18 protein-coding genes are annotated in these 18,110 nt (G+C 62.2%); 8 read left to right on the top strand and 10 right to left on the bottom strand.

Going from position 1 to position 18,110, the window contains the following annotated elements:
• Positions 1-29: 29 nt before the first annotated feature.
• The 3 genes from AB4Z15_RS03270 to AB4Z15_RS03260 are packed head-to-tail and all read right to left on the bottom strand — an operon-like array spanning position 30 to position 5,039.
• Entirely contained in the window at positions 30-1,937 is a 1,908-nt protein-coding gene (locus AB4Z15_RS03270; protein WP_442016045.1) for a DUF2264 domain-containing protein, read from the bottom strand.
• Entirely contained in the window at positions 1,937-3,088 is a 1,152-nt protein-coding gene (locus AB4Z15_RS03265) for a LacI family DNA-binding transcriptional regulator (RefSeq protein ID WP_442016044.1), read from the bottom strand. Before AB4Z15_RS03265 ends, AB4Z15_RS03270 begins: the two co-directional genes overlap by 1 nt.
• On the bottom strand, positions 3,081-5,039 hold the full coding sequence (locus AB4Z15_RS03260) for a heparinase (RefSeq protein ID WP_442016043.1): 1,959 nt from the start codon (positions 5,037-5,039) through the stop codon (positions 3,081-3,083). The genes AB4Z15_RS03265 and AB4Z15_RS03260 overlap by 8 nt, the downstream gene beginning before the upstream one ends.
• Positions 5,040-5,203: 164 nt before the next feature.
• Here AB4Z15_RS03260 and AB4Z15_RS03255 point away from each other — a divergent pair, with 164 nt between their 5' ends.
• The 5 genes from AB4Z15_RS03255 to AB4Z15_RS03235 are packed head-to-tail and all read left to right on the top strand — an operon-like array spanning position 5,204 to position 10,142.
• Positions 5,204-6,217, top strand: a complete 1,014-nt coding sequence (locus AB4Z15_RS03255; protein WP_442016042.1) for a hydroxyacid dehydrogenase — start codon at positions 5,204-5,206, stop codon at positions 6,215-6,217.
• Positions 6,218-6,275: 58 nt separating this feature from the next.
• Positions 6,276-7,556: an ABC transporter substrate-binding protein gene (locus AB4Z15_RS03250; protein ID WP_442016041.1), complete on the top strand. Its 1,281-nt coding sequence runs from the start codon at positions 6,276-6,278 to the stop codon at positions 7,554-7,556.
• A gap of 8 nt (positions 7,557-7,564) precedes the next feature.
• Positions 7,565-8,491 (top strand): carbohydrate ABC transporter permease, encoded by a 927-nt coding sequence (locus tag AB4Z15_RS03245; RefSeq protein ID WP_442016040.1) that lies wholly within the window; start codon positions 7,565-7,567, stop codon positions 8,489-8,491.
• The gene (locus AB4Z15_RS03240; RefSeq protein WP_442016039.1) at positions 8,491-9,435 is read left to right on the top strand and encodes a carbohydrate ABC transporter permease; all 945 of its coding nucleotides are present in this window, start codon (positions 8,491-8,493) and stop codon (positions 9,433-9,435) included. The genes AB4Z15_RS03245 and AB4Z15_RS03240 overlap by 1 nt, the downstream gene beginning before the upstream one ends.
• A 5-nt stretch (positions 9,436-9,440) precedes the next feature.
• Positions 9,441-10,142 carry a DUF624 domain-containing protein gene (locus AB4Z15_RS03235; RefSeq protein ID WP_442016038.1) on the top strand — a complete coding sequence of 234 codons (702 nt, stop codon included), beginning with the start codon at positions 9,441-9,443 and terminating at the stop codon, positions 10,140-10,142.
• A 132-nt stretch (positions 10,143-10,274) separates the two neighbouring features.
• On the opposite strand, the gene AB4Z15_RS03230 is transcribed toward AB4Z15_RS03235, so the two are convergent.
• The gene (locus AB4Z15_RS03230; RefSeq protein ID WP_442016037.1) at positions 10,275-10,613 is read right to left on the bottom strand and encodes a hypothetical protein; all 339 of its coding nucleotides are present in this window, start codon (positions 10,611-10,613) and stop codon (positions 10,275-10,277) included.
• Between the two features lie 109 nt (positions 10,614-10,722).
• Here AB4Z15_RS03230 and AB4Z15_RS03225 point away from each other — a divergent pair, with 109 nt between their 5' ends.
• Together AB4Z15_RS03225 and AB4Z15_RS03220 are read left to right on the top strand one after the other, a co-directional pair.
• On the top strand, positions 10,723-11,367 hold the full coding sequence (locus tag AB4Z15_RS03225) for a CG0192-related protein (RefSeq protein WP_442016036.1): 645 nt from the start codon (positions 10,723-10,725) through the stop codon (positions 11,365-11,367).
• An 85-nt stretch (positions 11,368-11,452) separates the two neighbouring features.
• On the top strand, positions 11,453-11,929 hold the full coding sequence (locus tag AB4Z15_RS03220; RefSeq protein ID WP_442016035.1) for a hypothetical protein: 477 nt from the start codon (positions 11,453-11,455) through the stop codon (positions 11,927-11,929).
• Between the two features lie 37 nt (positions 11,930-11,966).
• Here the strand turns inward: AB4Z15_RS03220 and AB4Z15_RS03215 are convergent, their stop codons facing one another.
• Both AB4Z15_RS03215 and AB4Z15_RS03210 read right to left on the bottom strand, forming a co-directional pair.
• Positions 11,967-12,269, bottom strand: coding sequence for a DUF3040 domain-containing protein (locus AB4Z15_RS03215; protein ID WP_442016034.1), 303 nt, complete (start codon positions 12,267-12,269; stop codon positions 11,967-11,969).
• 135 nt (positions 12,270-12,404) lie between these two features.
• A complete protein-coding gene (locus tag AB4Z15_RS03210) occupies positions 12,405-13,172 on the bottom strand; it encodes a carboxymuconolactone decarboxylase family protein (RefSeq protein ID WP_442016033.1) in 768 nt (255 codons plus the stop codon).
• 129 nt (positions 13,173-13,301) lie between these two features.
• Here AB4Z15_RS03210 and AB4Z15_RS03205 point away from each other — a divergent pair, with 129 nt between their 5' ends.
• Positions 13,302-13,700 (top strand): YybH family protein, encoded by a 399-nt coding sequence (locus AB4Z15_RS03205; protein ID WP_442016032.1) that lies wholly within the window; start codon positions 13,302-13,304, stop codon positions 13,698-13,700.
• Between the two features lie 6 nt (positions 13,701-13,706).
• Here AB4Z15_RS03205 and AB4Z15_RS03200 read toward each other — a convergent pair whose 3' ends face one another.
• The 4 genes from AB4Z15_RS03200 to dnaK form a co-directional block, all read right to left on the bottom strand.
• Positions 13,707-14,129: a heat shock protein transcriptional repressor HspR gene (locus AB4Z15_RS03200; RefSeq protein ID WP_442003331.1), complete on the bottom strand. Its 423-nt coding sequence runs from the start codon at positions 14,127-14,129 to the stop codon at positions 13,707-13,709.
• 10 nt (positions 14,130-14,139) lie between these two features.
• Entirely contained in the window at positions 14,140-15,114 is a 975-nt protein-coding gene (locus tag AB4Z15_RS03195; protein WP_442016031.1) for a DnaJ C-terminal domain-containing protein, read from the bottom strand.
• Positions 15,115-15,379: 265 nt separating this feature from the next.
• Positions 15,380-16,039, bottom strand: coding sequence for a nucleotide exchange factor GrpE (locus AB4Z15_RS03190; protein WP_442016030.1), 660 nt, complete (start codon positions 16,037-16,039; stop codon positions 15,380-15,382).
• A 2-nt stretch (positions 16,040-16,041) separates the two neighbouring features.
• On the bottom strand, positions 16,042-17,907 hold the full coding sequence (dnaK, locus tag AB4Z15_RS03185) for a molecular chaperone DnaK (RefSeq protein ID WP_442016029.1): 1,866 nt from the start codon (positions 17,905-17,907) through the stop codon (positions 16,042-16,044).
• Positions 17,908-18,110: the final 203 nt, after the last annotated feature.

Genomic DNA, 18,110 nt, shown 5'->3' with positions numbered 1-18,110 from the left:
CAAGGCCGTGCGCAACGTCGAATGCGCAGCTACGCGTCGAAATGGGCGAGCCGCTCGAGGTCCACGGAAGCACCATCCGGGAACACGAAGCGCCCCTCGCCCTGCCCTTCCCCGGCAACAAACGTGACCCCTGCTTCCGGCGAGGCACCTCCGTCACCGGCGAGAATCACGACGGCGGCATAGTCGCCGTCGTGCGCGGTTCCCGCGGTTCCCACCCACGGAATAGTGAGTTCCGAACCCATCGGGTGGGCGCCGGACCGGACAAACGTGCCGGAAGCATCCAACGCCAAGCCAAACCCAGGCACGGCCCGCACAGAGCTCACCACGGAAGATGCGGCATCCACCGGCCAGCCACCAATTCGCAGCGAAGCCCCCGAAGAAGCAGCACCCCGCACGCGAACCAGCCGAAGCTCCACAGCCCCGCGCGTCACAGAAACCACCGTGACGGAAGGCCCGGGAGTCGCACTTCCGGCAACCCCACTGCCGTGGTCGGGGCCGGCGTCGGGATCAGGAGTAATCCAGTGAGCAGTGAACCGTGAAGCACCCATCTGGACTCCGCCCACGGAAAACGAACCAAGGTACTCAAACCCGGTCCGATGCGTCAACCGGCCCGAGGAATCAACGAACGTCACCGCGTTGTCCACGGACTCGGCGGAGAGGTCGGGAAACGTGTGTGTGGAGTACCCGATCCGGGCGTAAAGAGGGCTGTCGGCAACCAAAGCCCCAACCACAGCGTGATCGGTCGAGTGGTTCCGGATCCGCACCACACCGTCGGAAACAGTCCCATCCACTTGCCACCCCGGAACCGCGATTAAGCGCTGGGTGTCGGCAACCTCAACAGGCAAGGGGGCTTCCACGGCAGTCCACGCAGGGTGATCCGCCGGAAGGGCCAAGCCGAGCATCCCCTTCGCACCCCAGTACGGCGATCCGGCACCGGAGTACGCCTGCTTCATACCCGCGAACTCGCCGTGCCAGCCGATGGACAGGAGCCCATCCTCAGTGATGGACCCGTGCCGGGCAAAGTAGTCAAGCATTCCTGACGCTGCCCGGCGGGCTACACCGGGCTGCAGACGTGTGTGCCCGGACAACTCCCCTGCCCAGAACGGCGCTGCGGCTGCGAACCGGTAAATCAAACTTCGCCCCTGAATCAAGGGAGCCCCGTTGGACCCCACCAGGTAAGAAGCGTCATCCAGGAAATCAGCCAGCCGGTCGCCGTCGAGCTTCTTGCGGGCAGAAACCCGGGGATCGGAAGGCGCCATCAGAGCCCACAGCTGCGGGTACACCTGGAAAGCCCAGCCGACGTAGTGGTCGTACGCACGCTCCGGTCCATCCGCAAACCAGCCACCACCCCGGTAGAGCGAGTCGTGGATGGCGAGTCCGGCGTCGATGTCTTCGTCCGAGTAGCGCCCACCAACAGAAGCCAGGAACGTCTCCACCACAATCTGGAACCACACCCAGTTGATGGGCGGATAGTCCTCGCCGATCACCGTCTCAAACCAGGCTATGAGCTGCTCCTGCACACGCCCCGGGAGCTTCTCCCACAGGACGTCGCGGGTCAGTGCCAGGCCAACCGCCAACGACGCCGCCTCAACCTTCGCCTGTCCCAACTCCCCTGGCGTCGGCCAGCGGTTGGGATTCGCGGGGTTGGTTCCGGCGTCGAGCCCCTCGGCGTACCACTCGGCGATCCAGCCGGTGTTGGCAGGATCCCCGGCGATGCGGAAGGAAGCAAGCAGGAAGGTCCGGGCGAAGGCTTCCAGCGAATCACTCCTCGGGCCGTATCGGCTATTGGCGCCTGGGAGGTGAATGTTGGCGTGGTCATCAGTCCCAAACCGGTGGGCCGAACGCAGCAAGTAGTCCGCATAAGAGCACCAGTGATCGCGGGTCAGGCCGGTAAAAGGGGACAATGCAAAGTCCAGCGGAGGCAGCACAAGAGCCATCAGAGCGAATCCTCCAGCACAGCGCCAGTCCGGACGCGCGGAGCACCCACAGAGGATTCCCGCACTATCAGTTCAGGGTTCAGGTCAATTCGATGCACTGGGCGCATCCTTCCTTCGGCCAGGCGGGCAGCCATGAGCTGCACTGCAACCTTGCCGACGTAGCTCTTGGGGGGCCGCACCGCGGAGATCGCAGGCTCGGCAAGGTAGGCAACTTCGTCGTCGTATCCCACGATCGCCATGCTGCCGGGAACGTCCACGCCACGGTCCACGCAATGCTGCACGAACGCCACAGCTTGGGTATCCGAGTGCACCAACATGGCGGTGGTCCCCGAGGAACGGCAGAGTTCCAGGACGTGGTCAAAGTGTTTTGCGCGTTCGCCATTGTCCAGCTTGGCCGAATCCTCGTGGATGGATTTGTCCAGCGGGATCTTGAGCGCGGCAAGGGCTTGCTTCCAGCCGCGGACCACGTGCGGGCTGGTGGGGCTGGTGGAATCCGTGAGGCAGCCGATCATCCGGTGCCCCTCCTGCCACAGGTGCCGCACAGCCATTCCCGCCCCGAATGCATGATCAGTCGCCACCCATTCAAGGCGGTGGGCCGGGATCTCGGAGGGCGCACGCCGCTCGGGCAGGATCACGGGGATGGGCAAAGCATTGAGCCAGCGCAGCAACTCCTTGCCATGCTCGCCGCTCATGTCCGGCGCCACGATCAGCCCGTCGATGTTCTGGGTATCGAGCAGTGCCTGGACTTGGCGACGATTATCGGCAGCATCGTAGGCTGAGCCGCGAACCAGAATCCGGAGGTTCTGCAGTTCGGCCTCGCCGCGGGCTCCGCTGATGACCTGCGGCCAGTAGTAGTCGAGCGAGGGAACCACCATGCCGATGGAATAGCTGTGCGCCGATGGCCTTCCCACCGCAACTGAGCGGTCCAGTGGACTGGGTAGCGTAGCGCCGCCATGCACGCGGGAAACGAGGCCTTCATCGGCCAGAATGTTCACGTCACGCCGGATGGTCAGTTCGCTGACACCGAGTTTCGAGGCGATGTCGCGCACCGTGATGGCGCCGTGGGCGCGCAGTTCCTCCATCAACCGCTCGCGCCGTTGCAGCGAAAACAGCGACTTACCGCTGCCCTCGGGACTTGTTTCGTTAGTCATCGATGGTCTCCACAGTGAGGGTGAATGCGCCCGAAGCGCGCGTTTCGGCGGGCATGCGGAATCGCAGGCGCGTTAGCTTTTCGCCCCAAACGCCACTGAGGAGCGGATCGTCGAGGTGCCATTCGTCCACGAGCACGACGGCGGTCGCCGGCTTCCAGCGGAGGTGCACTCCCCTGGTGGTTTCCACGTTGGGAATGCCGTCGGGCGTGACTGTCGCCGTCGCGTCATGACCCAGGCGAACGGTGCCGGCCACGAGATAGGTGATGTCGACGTCGGGCGTTCCCTCCGCTGGCGCTGGCGGCAGGTTCCAACGGTCATCTATCACCACGGTTCCAAGTTCCCGGTTCAGCATGGAGGTCCGGATCCACTGCTCAGCGTGGTCCAGCCCGTAGGCGGAGCCAAGTCCGAGTGCGAGGGCCGGCTCCTCGGGAGTGGGCTCCTGGAGAACCGTAGCTGCGAAGGACGAATCGGTCCCCTGCTCCAGGCCGAACGGCGCCGGCACGCTGTGCCACGCGCTTTGCATGGCCCGGATCTGATAGCGGTCGGGGCCGAACGTCTGCGCTGTGTAGGTGGGCTGGCCGGCGTCCACCAGCAAGGGGACCCCGTCCATGGCAACCACCACGGACCCGACGTCGCGATGGTTGTGATGCTCGCCGTTATGCCCGCCCTTGGCCGCGAGAGTGAGTCCGTCCGTGGTGCCGGGAGTTTGCCGGGCGATCATGATCTGGACGGAAGGAAGGTACGTCCCCCAACCAGGTCGCAGCTGTGCGCGTTTTGAGGGCTCAAAACGCGCTGTGCTGCTACCTAGTTGGGTAAGGGAGGTGAGGACGCGGCCTAGTCCAGCCCACGGTTCGGGTTCGGGTTCGACGGCGGCAAAGGTTGCGGCATGGTGGGCTGCTCCGGAGTCACCGAGTCGCACGGCCCAACGGTGCAGCATGTCCCAGGAAAGGCCTGCGGGTGCGCGGGCGGGACCGTCGGCGACGTTCAGGAACCAACGATGACCCAGGTGCATGCGGTGTGGGAACGCGACGAGTTCGCGGATCACCGGCAGGTCCACGTTGAGCATTCCGTCGGTAGCTTGTTCCAGGACGGCGAGGCCTTCCAAGGCGCGCCCGGCCCCGTTCCACCAATAGGCGAAGCCTTCGTCAATAGCGCCGTCAGCAGGAATCGAGGCAAGAAAACGGTCAAGTCCCTCGATGCACCGGGCGACAGTTTGAGCCTGCACTTCCGGATCATCTACCAGCAACAGCGCGGCAACAATGATGTTCGAGTGGATCCACGGATTCCAGTTGTGGACGTCCCCGTCGAGGCCCAGCCAGTGCCAGTCCAGCCTGTCCAGGAACGGGCGGATTACCCTCTCGTCGGCCTCCAAGTGAATGCGTTTCCGCAGGCCAGGAGCGCGCTCATCCAGCTGCTCACCTAGCACGAGATCCAGCCACGCGAGCTGGGCAACTACCTCACCGGCGCCCAGGTCCAGGTAAGGGCGGGAGCGGTCAGGAACCACTTCGCCGTTGCGGGTAAAAACATCATCATGGGCAGCCCAACTCCAGGAGCTCTGCTCGCACAGGAGGTAGGCGCCGTCGATTACTTCATCAAGCCACCCGGCTTGGTCCGAGCCCTCCACCGCAGCCATCACGACGGCGCGCGTCAGCCGCTGCTGCCGGCTCGCCACGAGTTCTTCGTACGCCGTGCGATTACCGTCGCGAAAGTAGCGGGCGTAGTGGGACAAGAGCGGTTGAGGCCAGGGAGTGCCCTTCTCCGTCACGGCCTGGCTGCGTATCTTCGTGAGCGAGCATGCAGCAACGTGCTGCCACCCGGCGTCGGACGCTTGACGAATGGTGAGTCGATCGCGTGCGCCGCGAAGCGATTCAACGAGGGACCCAGCCTCAGCCTGGGAGCCCCACGAAGTGAGCAATGGTGGCGCTTGGACGGCGTCTGTGCCGATTGCCATAGGAATTCTTCTCTCATTTGTTCGAGTATGAACGTTTAAGATCAAGCTCGATTGAGTTGAATGAACTGTCTTGTTCATGAGTATGTACTGATTATTAGATGTGATGCAACACATAAATAACCGGTCGAACAGGCCGGCTGAAATCCGAAGGGAGGATCCCCTCAATGTCGCTCAAGCCCCAGGCAATGCTGGTCATGAATAGCGGAACCTTTGCTGATCAGTTCGATTCCACACGACTGGAGCGGCTGGCAGAATTGGTGGATCTTGGTGATGAGCCGTGGACGGATTCCCTGGACAATCCTGAGCTGTACGGTCGCTTGGAAGAGGTGGAAATCCTCCTCACCAGTTGGGGAGTTCCCCGGCTCAACGCCGAGCGCCTGGAGCGCATGCCCAAACTCCGGGCAATTTTTCACTGTGCAGGAACGGTACGTAGCTTCGTCAGCGAGGAACTCTGGGACCGCGGAATCACTGTCACCAACGGTGCCGATGCCAACGCGATCCCCGTCGCCGAATTTACCTTCGCTTCGATTGTCCTGGCTGGCAAGAAGGCCCAGGTGCTGGCCAATGATGCCCGCTCCTTCCGCGAAGACTGGAGCTACATCAGCGAGCGCGGCGAACTGGGCAATATCGGCCGCGTGGTGGGCGTGATCGGATTCTCGCGGATCGGACGACGGGTGGTCCAATTGGTCCAGCAGCTCCAGGACGTAACCTGCCTGGTGAGTGATCCGCACGCCGACCCTTTGGAAGTGGCTGCTGCGGGAGCGAAACTGGTCACGCTTGAAGAACTCCTGCCCGTATCTGACGTGGTCACCATCCACGCACCCGCGCTCCCAGAGACCCGCCACATGATCAGCACGGCCCAGCTCACAGCCATGAAAGACCACGCCACCCTCATCAACACCGCACGTGGTTCCCTGGTTGACACCGCGGCCTTGGAAAAAGAGTGCGCCACCGGACGAATCACCGCCCTGCTGGACGTCACGGAACCTGAACCACTGCCCGCTGACTCCACAATGTACGACCTCCCCAATGTGATCATCACCCCACACATCGCAGGCTCACTCGGAACCGAAACCCGGCGGATGTCCGATGCCGCACTGGATGACCTTGAACGGTACCTCGCCGGCAAGGACCTCCTGGCCCAAGTAGTCCACGCGGACCTCGGCCTCAGTGCCTAGCCCAAGCACAAAGAAGCCGCAATTGCGGCAGACTTAAACCCTTAGTAAGGAGAACGCAATGAAGCGCACAACCCTCGCCGCAATCGCCCTTGCGGTGACTGCAGGACTCGGACTCACCGGCTGTGCCGGCGCTGCGGGCCCCGCTGAACCGCAGACGGCCGAAGGCAAGACCAAGCTGACTGTCTCGGTATGGAACTATGCGGGCACTCCGGAGTTCAAGGCCCTTTTTGACGGCTACGAGGCCTCCCACCCCAACGTGGACATTGAACCCGTGGACATCCTGGCTGACGACTACCCCCAGAAGGTCACCACCATGCTGGCGGGTGGCGACACCACCGACGTCCTGACCATGAAGAACGTGATTGATTACTCCCGCTACGCCAACAACGGCCAGCTGCAGGAAATCAACAGCGTGGTGGACAAGGTGGGCAAGGACAACCTGGCCAGCATCGATGCGTTCGATATCAATGGAAAGTACTTCGCCGCACCCTACCGTCAGGACTTCTGGCTCCTGTACTACAACAAGGACCTGTTCAAGGCCGCCGGCGTTGAAGACCCCAAGGACCTGACGTGGGAGAAGTACACACAGCTTGCCAAGAAGCTCACCAGCGAAGCGGACGGCAAGAAGGTATATGGTACCTACCACCACATCTGGCGTTCCGTGGTTCAGGCAATCTCAGCGGCGCAGAACGGCGCTGACCAGAACAGCGGCGAGTACGGCTACTTCCAGGACCAGTACAACACCGCCCTGGACTTGCAGAAATCCGGAGCCACATTGGACTTCGGCACCGCCAAGAGCCAGAAAACCAGCTACCGCACCATGTTCGAGTCCGGCCAGGCAGCCATGATGCCCATGGGCACCTGGTACATTTCCAGTCTTCTGCAGGCCAAGAAGGACGGCAAAACCAACGTAAATTGGGGCTTGGCTCCGATGCCTCAGAAGAACGACGACGGTAAGGTCACCACGTTCGGGTCGCCCACTGCCTTCGCTGTGAACAAGAACGCAGCGCACTCTGATGAAGCCAAGAAGTTCATCGAATGGGCAGCCGGCGAAGAAGGAGCAAAGGCTATCTCCAAGATCGGCGTTGTGCCCGCCCTGCAGAACGATTCCGTGACAGCCGAATACTTCAAGCTCGACGGAATGCCCACGGACGAGCTGTCCAAGAAGGCCTTCACTCCGGAGGACACCGCCCTGGAAATGCCCGTCAGCGATAAGTCCTCAGCCACGGACAAAATCCTCAACCAGGAGCACGAGCTCATCATGGTCGGCGAGAAGTCCGTCACCGACGGCATCGCTGAGATGGACAAGCGCGTCAAGAGTGAAGTTCTCGGCCAGTAAGAACCATCATGACTACAGAAACCATCACCCCGACGCCTGCCCCGGCACTCAGCCGGGGCAACAGGAAGCAGGCCAGGCGTAATACGTTGATCGGCTGGACCTTCATCCTTCCGAACTTCCTTGGGTTCCTGGCCTTCACCCTCATTCCGGTCCTGGCGGCGTTCGCGCTCTCCTTCATGGAATGGACCTCGTTCAACGCACCCAAGTGGGTGGGCCTGGCCAACTTCCAGCGCATGTTCGCCAGCGACTCCTTCTGGATCGCATTGCGGAACACGGTTGTCTACGCACTCGGCCATGTCCCGCTCACCATGGCGCTCGCTCTCATCCTCGCGATGCTCCTGAACCGTAAGCTCAAGGGCATCGGCTTCTTCCGGGTAGCGATCTTCTTTCCGTACATTACGTCCCTGGTGGCCGTAGCGGTCGTCTGGAACATGCTGTTCAGCCCGGACACCGGCCCGATCAACCAGTTCCTTCACGCAGTCGGCATCGCCGAGGCCCCGGGCTGGACATCCAGCTCGGACTGGGCCCTGCCCGCCGTGATCATCACCAGCGTGTGGCGTGACATGGGCTATTACATGGTGCTGTATTTGGCCGGACTTCAGGCCATCCCAACGGAGCTTTATGAAGCCGCGGAAGTTGACGGAGCCAGCGCCTGGCAGCGTTTCTGGAACGTCACCATCCCGTCCCTGCGGCCAACCACGTTCTTCGTGGTGGTCATGCTTACGGTCTCCAGCTTCAAGGTGTTCGACCTCATTGTGGTTATGACCAATGGTGGCCCTGGCCGATCCACCACGGTGCTGTCCCAGCTCATCTACCAGGAGGGCATCGGCGAAGGTAAGTTCGGCTACTCCTCGGCCATCTCACTGGTCCTGTTCATCATCGTGCTGACGATCACCGTCCTGCAATTCAAGATTCAACAGCGGAGGGAACGCTGATGACCAACATGGCTGAAGACCTCAAAGCCCTGGAACTCAACGTCCAAGCGTCGTCCGTACAGGGCGGCGCACCCAGCGCGGAAGACCGCCGTCGTACGGATCGAAAGCGCTCGCCCCGCGAGCAGAAGAAGCGGACCGCGAACTACGTCATCTACGGCGTTCTAGTGGTGCTGGTGGTGGCGCTCATGGTGCCGTTCATCTGGATGCTTTCCTCTTCCCTGAAGGAAAACAACCAGGTCCTCACCGTCCCCATCCAGTGGGTTCCCAAAGAATTCGTTTGGAGCAACTACGCGGACATCTGGACGCGCATCCCCATGATGGGCTATCTGCAGAACTCCCTGTACCTTGCGGTGGTCATCACGTGCCTCCAGGTGCTGACGGGTTCGCTTGCCGCTTACGGTTTCTCCAAGGTCCGTTTCCCAGGCCGCGATGTGCTCTTTCTCTGCTACATCGGCACCATCGCCGTTCCGTGGCAGGCCTACATGGTTCCGCAGTACATCATGATGCAGCAGCTCGGACTGACCAACAGCTTCAACGCCCTGATCCTGCTGCAGGCATTCGGCGCGTTCGGTGTGTTCCTGATGCGGCAGTACTACATGACCATCCCGGACGAGCTCTGCGAAGCCGCCCGCATCGACGGCCTGAGCGAGTACGGCATTTGGGCCCGCGTGATACTGCCCCTGTCCAAGCCGGCCCTCGCAAGTCTGGCACTGCTGACCTTCGTTAACACGTGGAACGACTACATGGGTCCGTTCATCTACCTCACGTCCAACCGCCTCTGGACTGTCCAGCTGGGCCTGCGTTCCTTCGTTGGCCAGTTCGACGCCGAGTACGCCATGATCATGACCGGCTCAGTGATCTCCGTGATCCCGATCCTCATCATCTTCCTGATCGGGCAGCGCTACTTCATCCAGGGCATCGCAACCAGCGGGATGAAAGGATGAGTGCTGTGGGTGCGACGACTTTGCAGCAGAAGCGACGCCGGTGGGCCGGGCCGGGGTTCGAAACCTTTGGGAGCATTTTCGGCTTCATTTACACGTTCCTGGTCGGCAACGTCCTGCTGGCCATAGCCAACGCTCCGCTGGTCCTCAGCCTGTCGTTGGTGGCCGACCCCGCCGCTGCGTGGCCGTTCTTCCTGGCGCTTTCGGTAACTATCGCGCCATCCCTGGCCGGCATCTTCGCTGCCTTCAAGGCCTTGAACGACGACGGCGGCGCGGTCAAGCCGGTGGCTGCTTTCCTTCAGGGATACAAGCGCAGTTTTGGCAGGACAGCCGTGCTGGGCTTGGGTGCCGTTGGCCTGCTGATGTTCCTCGGTGTGGATCTCGCGATCGTTTCGGCCATGCCGGCTGCGGCGGTCCTCGTACCGCTGATCGTCGTAGTAGCCGCGCTCACGGTGAGCCTTACTGTGACGGCGATTTCCGGCGTCGTGCTTCTGCCCGAGGCAAGGCTGAAAAGCATCCTCAAGGCCTCGCTCTATTTGGCCGCCCAGCGCTGGTATCTGAGCCTGGCCATGCTGGTCCTGCTCGGAATCATTGCCTCTGCAGCCGTGCTTCAGCCCGTTCTGGGCATCGCGTTGGCACCTGCTCCCCTGCTGTTCGTGATTTGGAGCAACGCGTCGTTCGCCTTCCACGCGGCGCTCCGCGCGCCCTAGCCCCCGGATGTTCTCTCACATCCTGACGTCTTTTCCCGGATGTTCTTTCACATCATGTGAGAGAACGTCCGGGTTTAAAGGCTGTGATGTGAGAGAACATCGGGGGTTGTAGCCGTCAGGCCGCGGGCGTCATTAGCCGCGGCAGAGCTCGCCGTACTTGGTGCCGGCTTCCTGGTAGGCGGCGGAAAGCTCACCCATCTTGTTCTCGTCCGGGGTCTCCTTCACGAGTTCATCCGAGTATTCAAGGATGGCCGTGACCACGGGCTTCATCTCGTTGGAAGCAACCGGTTCAATCGGGCGGATGGCGTTTGCGACGCGAATGGTTGCGGTCTTGCTGGCGTTGCTCGGAAGGCTGGCAACGGCGACACCCACCCGATCACACGTTTCTGCGGTGGTCAGCTGCGGCGAAGAGCAAGCTGAAGCCGTGGCAAGCAGCCCGGCAGCGATCAGGACAGTGGTGAGTTTCTTCATGATTCCCTCAATAGTCGGCGCGTCCCTTCGATTGTAAACAGTGCAGGGGCGAGGCCGCGCATCGGGCACCGTATCGAACGGGCCCCCGCCCTGGCCTAGGCTGGAGAACATGGCGATTATTCACAAGGCAACCCTGTCCCCGTCCAAGCTCGAACTCATCGCTGGATACCTGCCGACGCAGCCCTGGTTCGTCCAGGAAGGTGCCCCGGAGCTCATCGGAGCCTACCGTTTTGACGACCCCGCCGGCGAGGTCGGGCTCGAGACACATGTCGTCGCTGCGGGAGAGCGGATCTATCAGGTCCCCCTGAGCTACAGGGGCTACGAACTGGCCGGCGCCCAAGAATGGCTCATCGGCACCATGGACCACTCCGTCCTCGGCAAGCGGTGGGTCTACGACGCCTGCGCCGACCCCGTTTACGTCAAGGCCCTCGCCACTGCCATCCTCACCGGCCAGGAAGAGGCTGCACTGATCGTCGACGGCGAACGCGAGCCCCGGCCCAGCACGGTCAACGTGAAGGGAAGCGGAACGCTCGACGTCGGTGTCCCCGCCTTGAGTGCCTCGGCCCCGGTATCGGGCAGTGGCGTGACCATCATTGATGCTGGTGAGCTTCGCTTGAAGGTATCGCGGGTTGTCGATGTTGATTCTTCGGCCAGCGCAGCTGCATCTCCGGAGCTCCACAGCGAGTTGATCCTCAGCGGGAAGTGGGCCGGACTGGAGAAGCCTGTGGAGCTGGCAGCGGTAATCCGGACCTGAACGAGCGTTGTGTTCGGGCACCTGTTGGTCCCGCGGCCCGCGGCGTAGTCTGGCAACGGGGCCATCTACTCCGTGAGGGGTTCACATGTACAAAGCACAAAACATCATTCCCGCAGTCCAGGACCTGGCCGGCGAGTGGGTGAAGCACGCAGCGGAGGGCACGTCGTCGCAAGCGGATGCAGTTGTGGGGTGGGCGTTGTCCCGGATCAATCACGCCGACGTTCCATCTGTGGTGCACGGTGTGATGCTCACACTGACCGGGAACCGTAAAGCCGCAAAAAGGGCTCAGCGCACCGCGGCCAGAGCGGTCAAGAGAACAACGCAAACTTTGAGCCGCCGCACCAGTCAGCGGAGTTCCCCGCGTGCCGGATGGATGGTTGCCCTCGCAGTTGCTGGCGTCGGCGCAGGGCTTGTGCTCGCATGGCGAATGATGGTGCCTCCCGGGGAGCCTGTCCCTGCCAAACCAGCCACGCCGCCCAAACCGGCCACGCAGACAGCGAACCCTTCCACGCCGAATGACCTCGCGGCTTCGTCTGCGGATGTGCCCCCGGAGACGTACTGAGGGCAGCCCGATTCTGCCGGACTAGCCCGGTGCCGAACTAGTCCGGCTTGCCTTCATCGTGTCGTCGCGTCCTTCTCCTGAGGACCATCCTGCTGAAAAGTAAGTAGGCGCCTGTTCCAGCGAGCAGGAACCCGACCACACCCACAAGGACGAGTTGCGTGATGATCCCCGCAATGACCATGGCAAAACCGGCCAAAACTGCGAGGACACCAAAAAATGAGCGCGCCACCGCACCTCGCGGGCGCCCCGACTTCAGCTGGAGGTCCAAGTCAGGATCCGATGAAGCGAGATCCCGCTCAAGCTCTTCCAAACTCCTGCGTTCTTCATCCGACAACGACATCGGAATCTTCCCTCACTACACGCGCATGGGGCGCTTTCCAGCGCCTACACGCCAACCACTAGCACGTGCCCTTCTTGCCGTGCCATGACTTTATTATCGTCTATTTCTGGCCACTATCCACAGCTGAAGCCAGCCCTACCCGGCATTGGATGCCGGCACTGTCTCGTTGAGTACGCGCAGGGCGTTGAGCGTCCGGGGATATCCGATGTACGGCAGCAATTGCGTGATGACGTCGAGCATCAGCCCGCGGCTGTTTCCTACGTTCAGATTGGCCAGAATGTGCCCCTTGACCTGTGGTTCGCAGCCGCCAAGGGAAACAAGCATGGACAACGTGAGTAGTTCACGCCGCGGAACATCAATGCCGGTGCGTGTCAGATAATCGCCGAAGCAGTTCCCGGCAAGGTAGTCCTGGAAGTGCATCTCATCAGCCGAAGCAGCTGCACGCATATCGTCGATCCGTTCTGCGCCTATGATCTCCTTCTGGATGGCCAGACCTTTTTCCCCTCGGTCTTTCGGCGTAGTGGTGCACTGGCCCGGAACGGGTAGCTCCACGCCGTGCTCCCTGAGGATTTCATTGGTGGCGTGCAGGAAATCCGAAACCCTGCCCATGCCGACGTAGGGGACTGCTTGATAGACAAGTTCTTTCACTTCCACCGGGGTCACCCCTACCGTGAGGGCGGCTCCAAGCAACGCGCGGTACTCCCCCATTGCCTGGGACGCGATAAGAGAGGCGAGCTGAACCATGAGCCTGGTCCTGGTGTCCAATTTTCCGTGACTCAAAACCTCGTCGAAAGCGAAGTTGCTGAAGACGTCTACGAGCTCGGGGTCGGTGACCGCCAAGGCTGGGAGCTGACCCGGGAAGAGTTCATCGTGATTCCGTCGTGCCGTTTCGCTGGGTGCCATCGTGTGCCTCTCTTTCAGTGATTCATGGAGTTCTCCTATCAATGACACTCCTTTTGATGGTGGCGCGGGAGAGTACGCTGTTACAGGTTCCGGCAGTACCTCCTTATGGTGCGGGAGCATACTGAGGGTATGAATGAGAGTGATGAGTTCCTTGCCTGGGTCAGGACCACGCTCTATCAGGCTGAGGTGGCCCTCCTCAACGGTGACTCCGCTCCGCGTCGAGCCATTTGGTCAAGCCACGAGCCTGTAAGCGTCCTGGGCGCCTGGCGCAACGCCGTCGGGCAGGAAGAAGTCGGCAGGCTTTTCACAGACTTGTCCAACAGGTTCTCCGACTGCACCGCCTACTCATTCGAGCTGCAGTCCTACGACGTCGTTGGCGACATGGCCTACACCGCCGGTTTGGAGCGGTCCTCAATCTCGGTCACGGGGCAGCCGGTGAGCCAGGTTCTGAGGGCCACCCAGGTCTACCGCCGCGAGGATGGCGAGTGGAAGGTGGCGCACAGGCATGCCGATACGGTGGTGGAGTGAGGCAGCCTACTGCTCGGGCCGCGGTCTCCACACCACAACGGCTTGCGACCGCGCACGGGGACGTTGACCGCGGGCCAGACTAACGACGTCGCCCGCTGCTCCCGCTGCGAAGATGCGAGTGTCCAAAGGACTCCGGCGCCGGGTCAGTTCTTCTGTCAGTTCGGCCACCCGGTACTGCAACGCCGCTACCTGGTTTTCAAGGTCCAGGATGCGCCTGATGCCTTCGAGCGAGACGCCGGACTGCGAGAGGCGCTGGACCTCCCGCAGCTTGTCGACGTCGTTCTGCGAGTACCGCCGGGACTTCCCTGGGGCACGGCTGGGCGAGACGATGCCCAGGCGGTCGTACTGGCGCAACGTCTGCGGATGCATGTCGGCAAGCTCCGCGGCGACGGAGATGACAAAGATCGGCTGGTTGACGTCGATTGCCATGACCGTCTCCTTACAACCGGGCCTTCGCGGCCAGATCGTGACGCGGGTTGGCGTCGGTGGTCGCGGCAGCAAATGCCTTCACGGCCTCCTCCGCTTCCTTGTTCAGGTTCTGGGGGACGGCGACGTCGATAGTCACCAGAAGGTCGCCGGTCGCCTTGGACGTTTTCACACCACGGCCCTTGACCCGGAGGGTACGACCCGAAGGTGTTCCGGCCGGGACGCGCACCTTGACGGTGTCGCCGTCGATCGTTGGAACGTCAATGGTCGCGCCAAGCGCAGCTTCGGCGAAGGTGACGGGCACGTGGATGCGGATGTTGTCGCCGTCGCGCTGGAAAAACTCGTGGGGCTTCACGTTCACAGTGATGATGAGGTCACCGTTTCCTGCGGGACCAACGTTGCCCTTGCCGCGTTGCCGGACTTTCTGCCCGTCCTTGATGCCCGCGGGGATCTTGACGTCGATTACGTGGCCGTTGCTTTCACGCAGGCTCACAGTGGTGCCCTTGATGGAACCAGCAAAGGAGATGGACGTCGTCGCAGTGCGATCCGAGCCCTTCTGCGGAGCACGCTGGAACCCGGTCTGGCCACCACCAAAGCCGCCACCAAACAGGTCAGCAAACTCCGGAGGAATACCCCCGGCACCCGAAGGCTGACGCGCGCCGCCACCAAACAAACCACCGAAGAGGTCCTCAAACCCACCGTTAGCGCCAGCACCACCACGCCCAGCCCCCGCACCGGGGGCGAACCGTGCGCCACCCATGGCACGGATAGCGTCATACTGCTGCCGGTCCTCGGGATTGGACAGCACCGAGTAGGCCTCGGAAATGTCCTTGAACTTCTTCTCCGCAGCAGCATTCCCCGAGTTCGTATCAGGGTGATGCTCGCGGGCTAGCTTGCGGTAAGCCTTCTTGATATCCGCGTCGGACGCGTCCTTGGCAACACCAAGGATCGCGTAAAAATCCTTTTCAACCCAGTCCTGGCTGGCCAAGAGCGTTTCCTTTCGTTGTGTCGAAGCTTGCGCTCCGCTGGATAGGGGGCCGTGCCCGCTTCGCGATGCCCGCCACGCCGCGGCCCCCTATCCAGCTGCGCTGCGGTCATCCCACCTTAGGCGAGTCGCCCGCCGAGCCGTAGCGGATGAGGGGGCCCGGGAGTGGCATCGGGCCTGCCGAAGCCGGGTGGCCAAGGATCGCAGATCCTCGGCCACCCGGCGAAGGGGCGGGGCCCCCTCATCCGCGAAGGCGTTGGGTGACCAACTACGCCGGAACCGCGACGATCACTTGGGCTGCTCGCAGAACCCGCTCGCCTGAGCGGTATCCCGAGCGCAGCACCTGGCTGACCCTGTCCACGTCGATGTCCTCGCCGGGCTGCTGGATGAGTGCCTCGTGGATAGTGGGGTCGAATTCGACACCGGTTTCCGCGATGCGTTCCAGTCCGTACGTCTTTAGCGCGTTCTCCAGTTTGGTGGCGATGGCGGCGAAGGGGCCGTCTTCGAGGTCACCGTGCTGGCGTGCGGCGTCGACGTCGTCCAGCACCGGGAGCAGGGAGTTCAGGACGCCGATGACGGCCATCTCCCCTGCTACGGCGCGGTCGCGTTCGACGCGCTTGCGGTAGTTGACGTATTCAGCCTGAAGGCGAAGGAGGTCGTTGCGGAGCTCCGCTGCCTGGGCTTCAGCCGCGGCGCCGGAGGCTACCGATTCCTCGGCCGGGACTTCTACCCCGTTGAGGATTTCCTCAGCCTGGGAGAGAGCGTCACCTTCCGTGGGGGCGGCGTTGCCTTCGGTGGGAGCAGCAGCTTCGCCTTCGGGGTGTCGGGCAGCCCCGGTTTCCGGGTCAACCTTGCGGTTGTCCCGAATTACGGGCTTGCGCGGCTCGTTTCCTTCAGAGTGCTCTGCTTCGTTGCCGTGGTGGGGCATGGCTACTTCTTCGCTTCGTCTTCGTCGATGATTTCAGCGTCGACGATGTCTTCGTCGGCAGCAGTCTTCTCGCCGGCCGGAGCGCCTTCAGCACCGGCACCCGGAGCGTCAGCTGCGGCTGCCTGCGAGTAGATGGCTTCGCCGAGCTTGGTCTGGGAAGCCTGCAGCTTCTCGAAGGCCGTCTTCACAGCGGCGTCGTCGGTGCCTTCCAGCGCGGACTTGAGGGCGTCGACGTCGGCCTTGACCTCGGTCTTGACCTCTGCCGGCAGCTTGTCGTCGTTGTCCGCGATCAGCTTGTCCACGGAGTAGGCGAGCTGCTCGGCGGAGTTACGGGTGTCCGTAGCTTCGCGGCGGGCCTTGTCCTCTGCGGCGTGCTCCTCGGCTTCACGGACCATGCGGTCGATGTCTTCCTTGGAGAGTGCCGTGCCACCGGTGATGGTCATGGACTGTTCCTTGCCGGTGCCCTTGTCCTTGGCGGACACGTGGACGATGCCGTTGGCGTCGATGTCGAAGGTGACCTCGACCTGCGGGACGCCGCGGGGTGCCGGAGCGATGCCGGTCAGTTCGAACGTGCCCAGCGGCTTGTTGTCGCGGGTGAATTCACGCTCGCCCTGGAAGACCTGGATGGCCACGGACGGCTGGTTGTCGTCGGCGGTGGTGAAGGTCTCGGAACGCTTGGTGGGGATAGCCGTGTTGCGCTCGATGAGGTGCGTCATGACGCCACCCTTGGTTTCGATGCCGAGGGACAGCGGCGTGACGTCGATGAGGAGGACGTCCTTGCGCTCACCCTTCAGGACACCAGCCTGGAGGGCAGCACCAACGGCTACAACTTCATCCGGGTTGACGCCCTTGTTGGGCTCCTTGCCGCCGGCAAGTTCCTTGACGAGCTCGGAGACGGCGGGCATACGGGTGGAGCCACCGACGAGCACGATGTGATCGATGTCGGAAACCTTGATGCCGGCTTCAGCGATGACGTCGTGGAACGGCTTCTTGGTACGGTCCAGCAGGTCCTTGGTGAGGTCCTGGAACTTGGCACGGGTCAGCTGCTCGTCCAGGTGGACCGGGCCGTCGGGGGTGACGGACAGGTACTGGAGGGAGATGTTGGTGCTGGTGGAGGAGGAGAGTTCCTTCTTTGCCTGCTCTGCAGCTTCACGGAGACGCTGGAGGGCGATCTTGTCCTTGGAGAGATCGATGCCCTTGATCTTGAGCTGGTTCAGCAGCCACTCGACCACGCGGTTGTCCCAGTCGTCGCCACCGAGGCGGTTGTCACCTGCGGTTGCGCGGACCTGGATGGTGGAGAAGTTGTCTTCGTCCTTGCCAACCTCGAGGAGGGAGACGTCGAACGTACCGCCACCGAGGTCGAAGACCAGGATGAGTTCGTCTTCCTTGCCCTTGTCCAGACCGTAAGCCAGTGCAGCCGCGGTGGGCTCGTTGACGATGCGGAGGACGTTGAGGCCTGCGATTTCGCCGGCTTCCTTGGTGGACTGGCGCTCGGCGTCGTTGAAGTATGCCGGAACGGTGATCACGGCGTCGGTGACCTTTTCACCCAAGTAGCTCTCGGCGTCGTTCTTGAGCTTCATGAGGATACGCGCGGAGATTTCCTGCGGCGTGTACTTCTTGTCATCGATGGCGACGGACCAGTCGGTGCCCATGTGGCGCTTGACGGAAGCGATGGTGCGATCGATGTTGTTGACGGCCTGGCGCTTTGCGATTTCGCCAACCAGGACTTCGCCGGACTTCGAGAACGCAACGACCGACGGCGTGGTGCGGCCGCCTTCTGCGTTGGCGATGACGGTGGGCTCGCCACCTTCAAGGACAGAGACCACGGAGTTAGTGGTTCCGAGGTCGATACCTACTGCACGTGACATATCTTGTTTCCTTTCAATGGCCGATGTTCGAGATTGCCTCCGGCACCGGTCCGCTGGGCGGTTGGGTTATCGGGAGCCCACTCAACAATCGGCTAGTTGAGCGTTCTGCACTCAACTGTACTCAGCCTCGTTTCAATGTCAATCTAAAGTTGAGTGAAGTACGCTCAACTTTAGGTTTCACATCGAAATTTCCCCCGGAAGTA

Source organism: Paenarthrobacter sp. 2TAF44 (assembly GCF_052114885.1).
GTDB lineage: Bacteria > Actinomycetota > Actinomycetes > Actinomycetales > Micrococcaceae > Arthrobacter.
The sequence above is the reverse complement of the archived record's forward strand: the minus strand, read 5'-3'. Positions and strand labels throughout refer to the sequence as shown.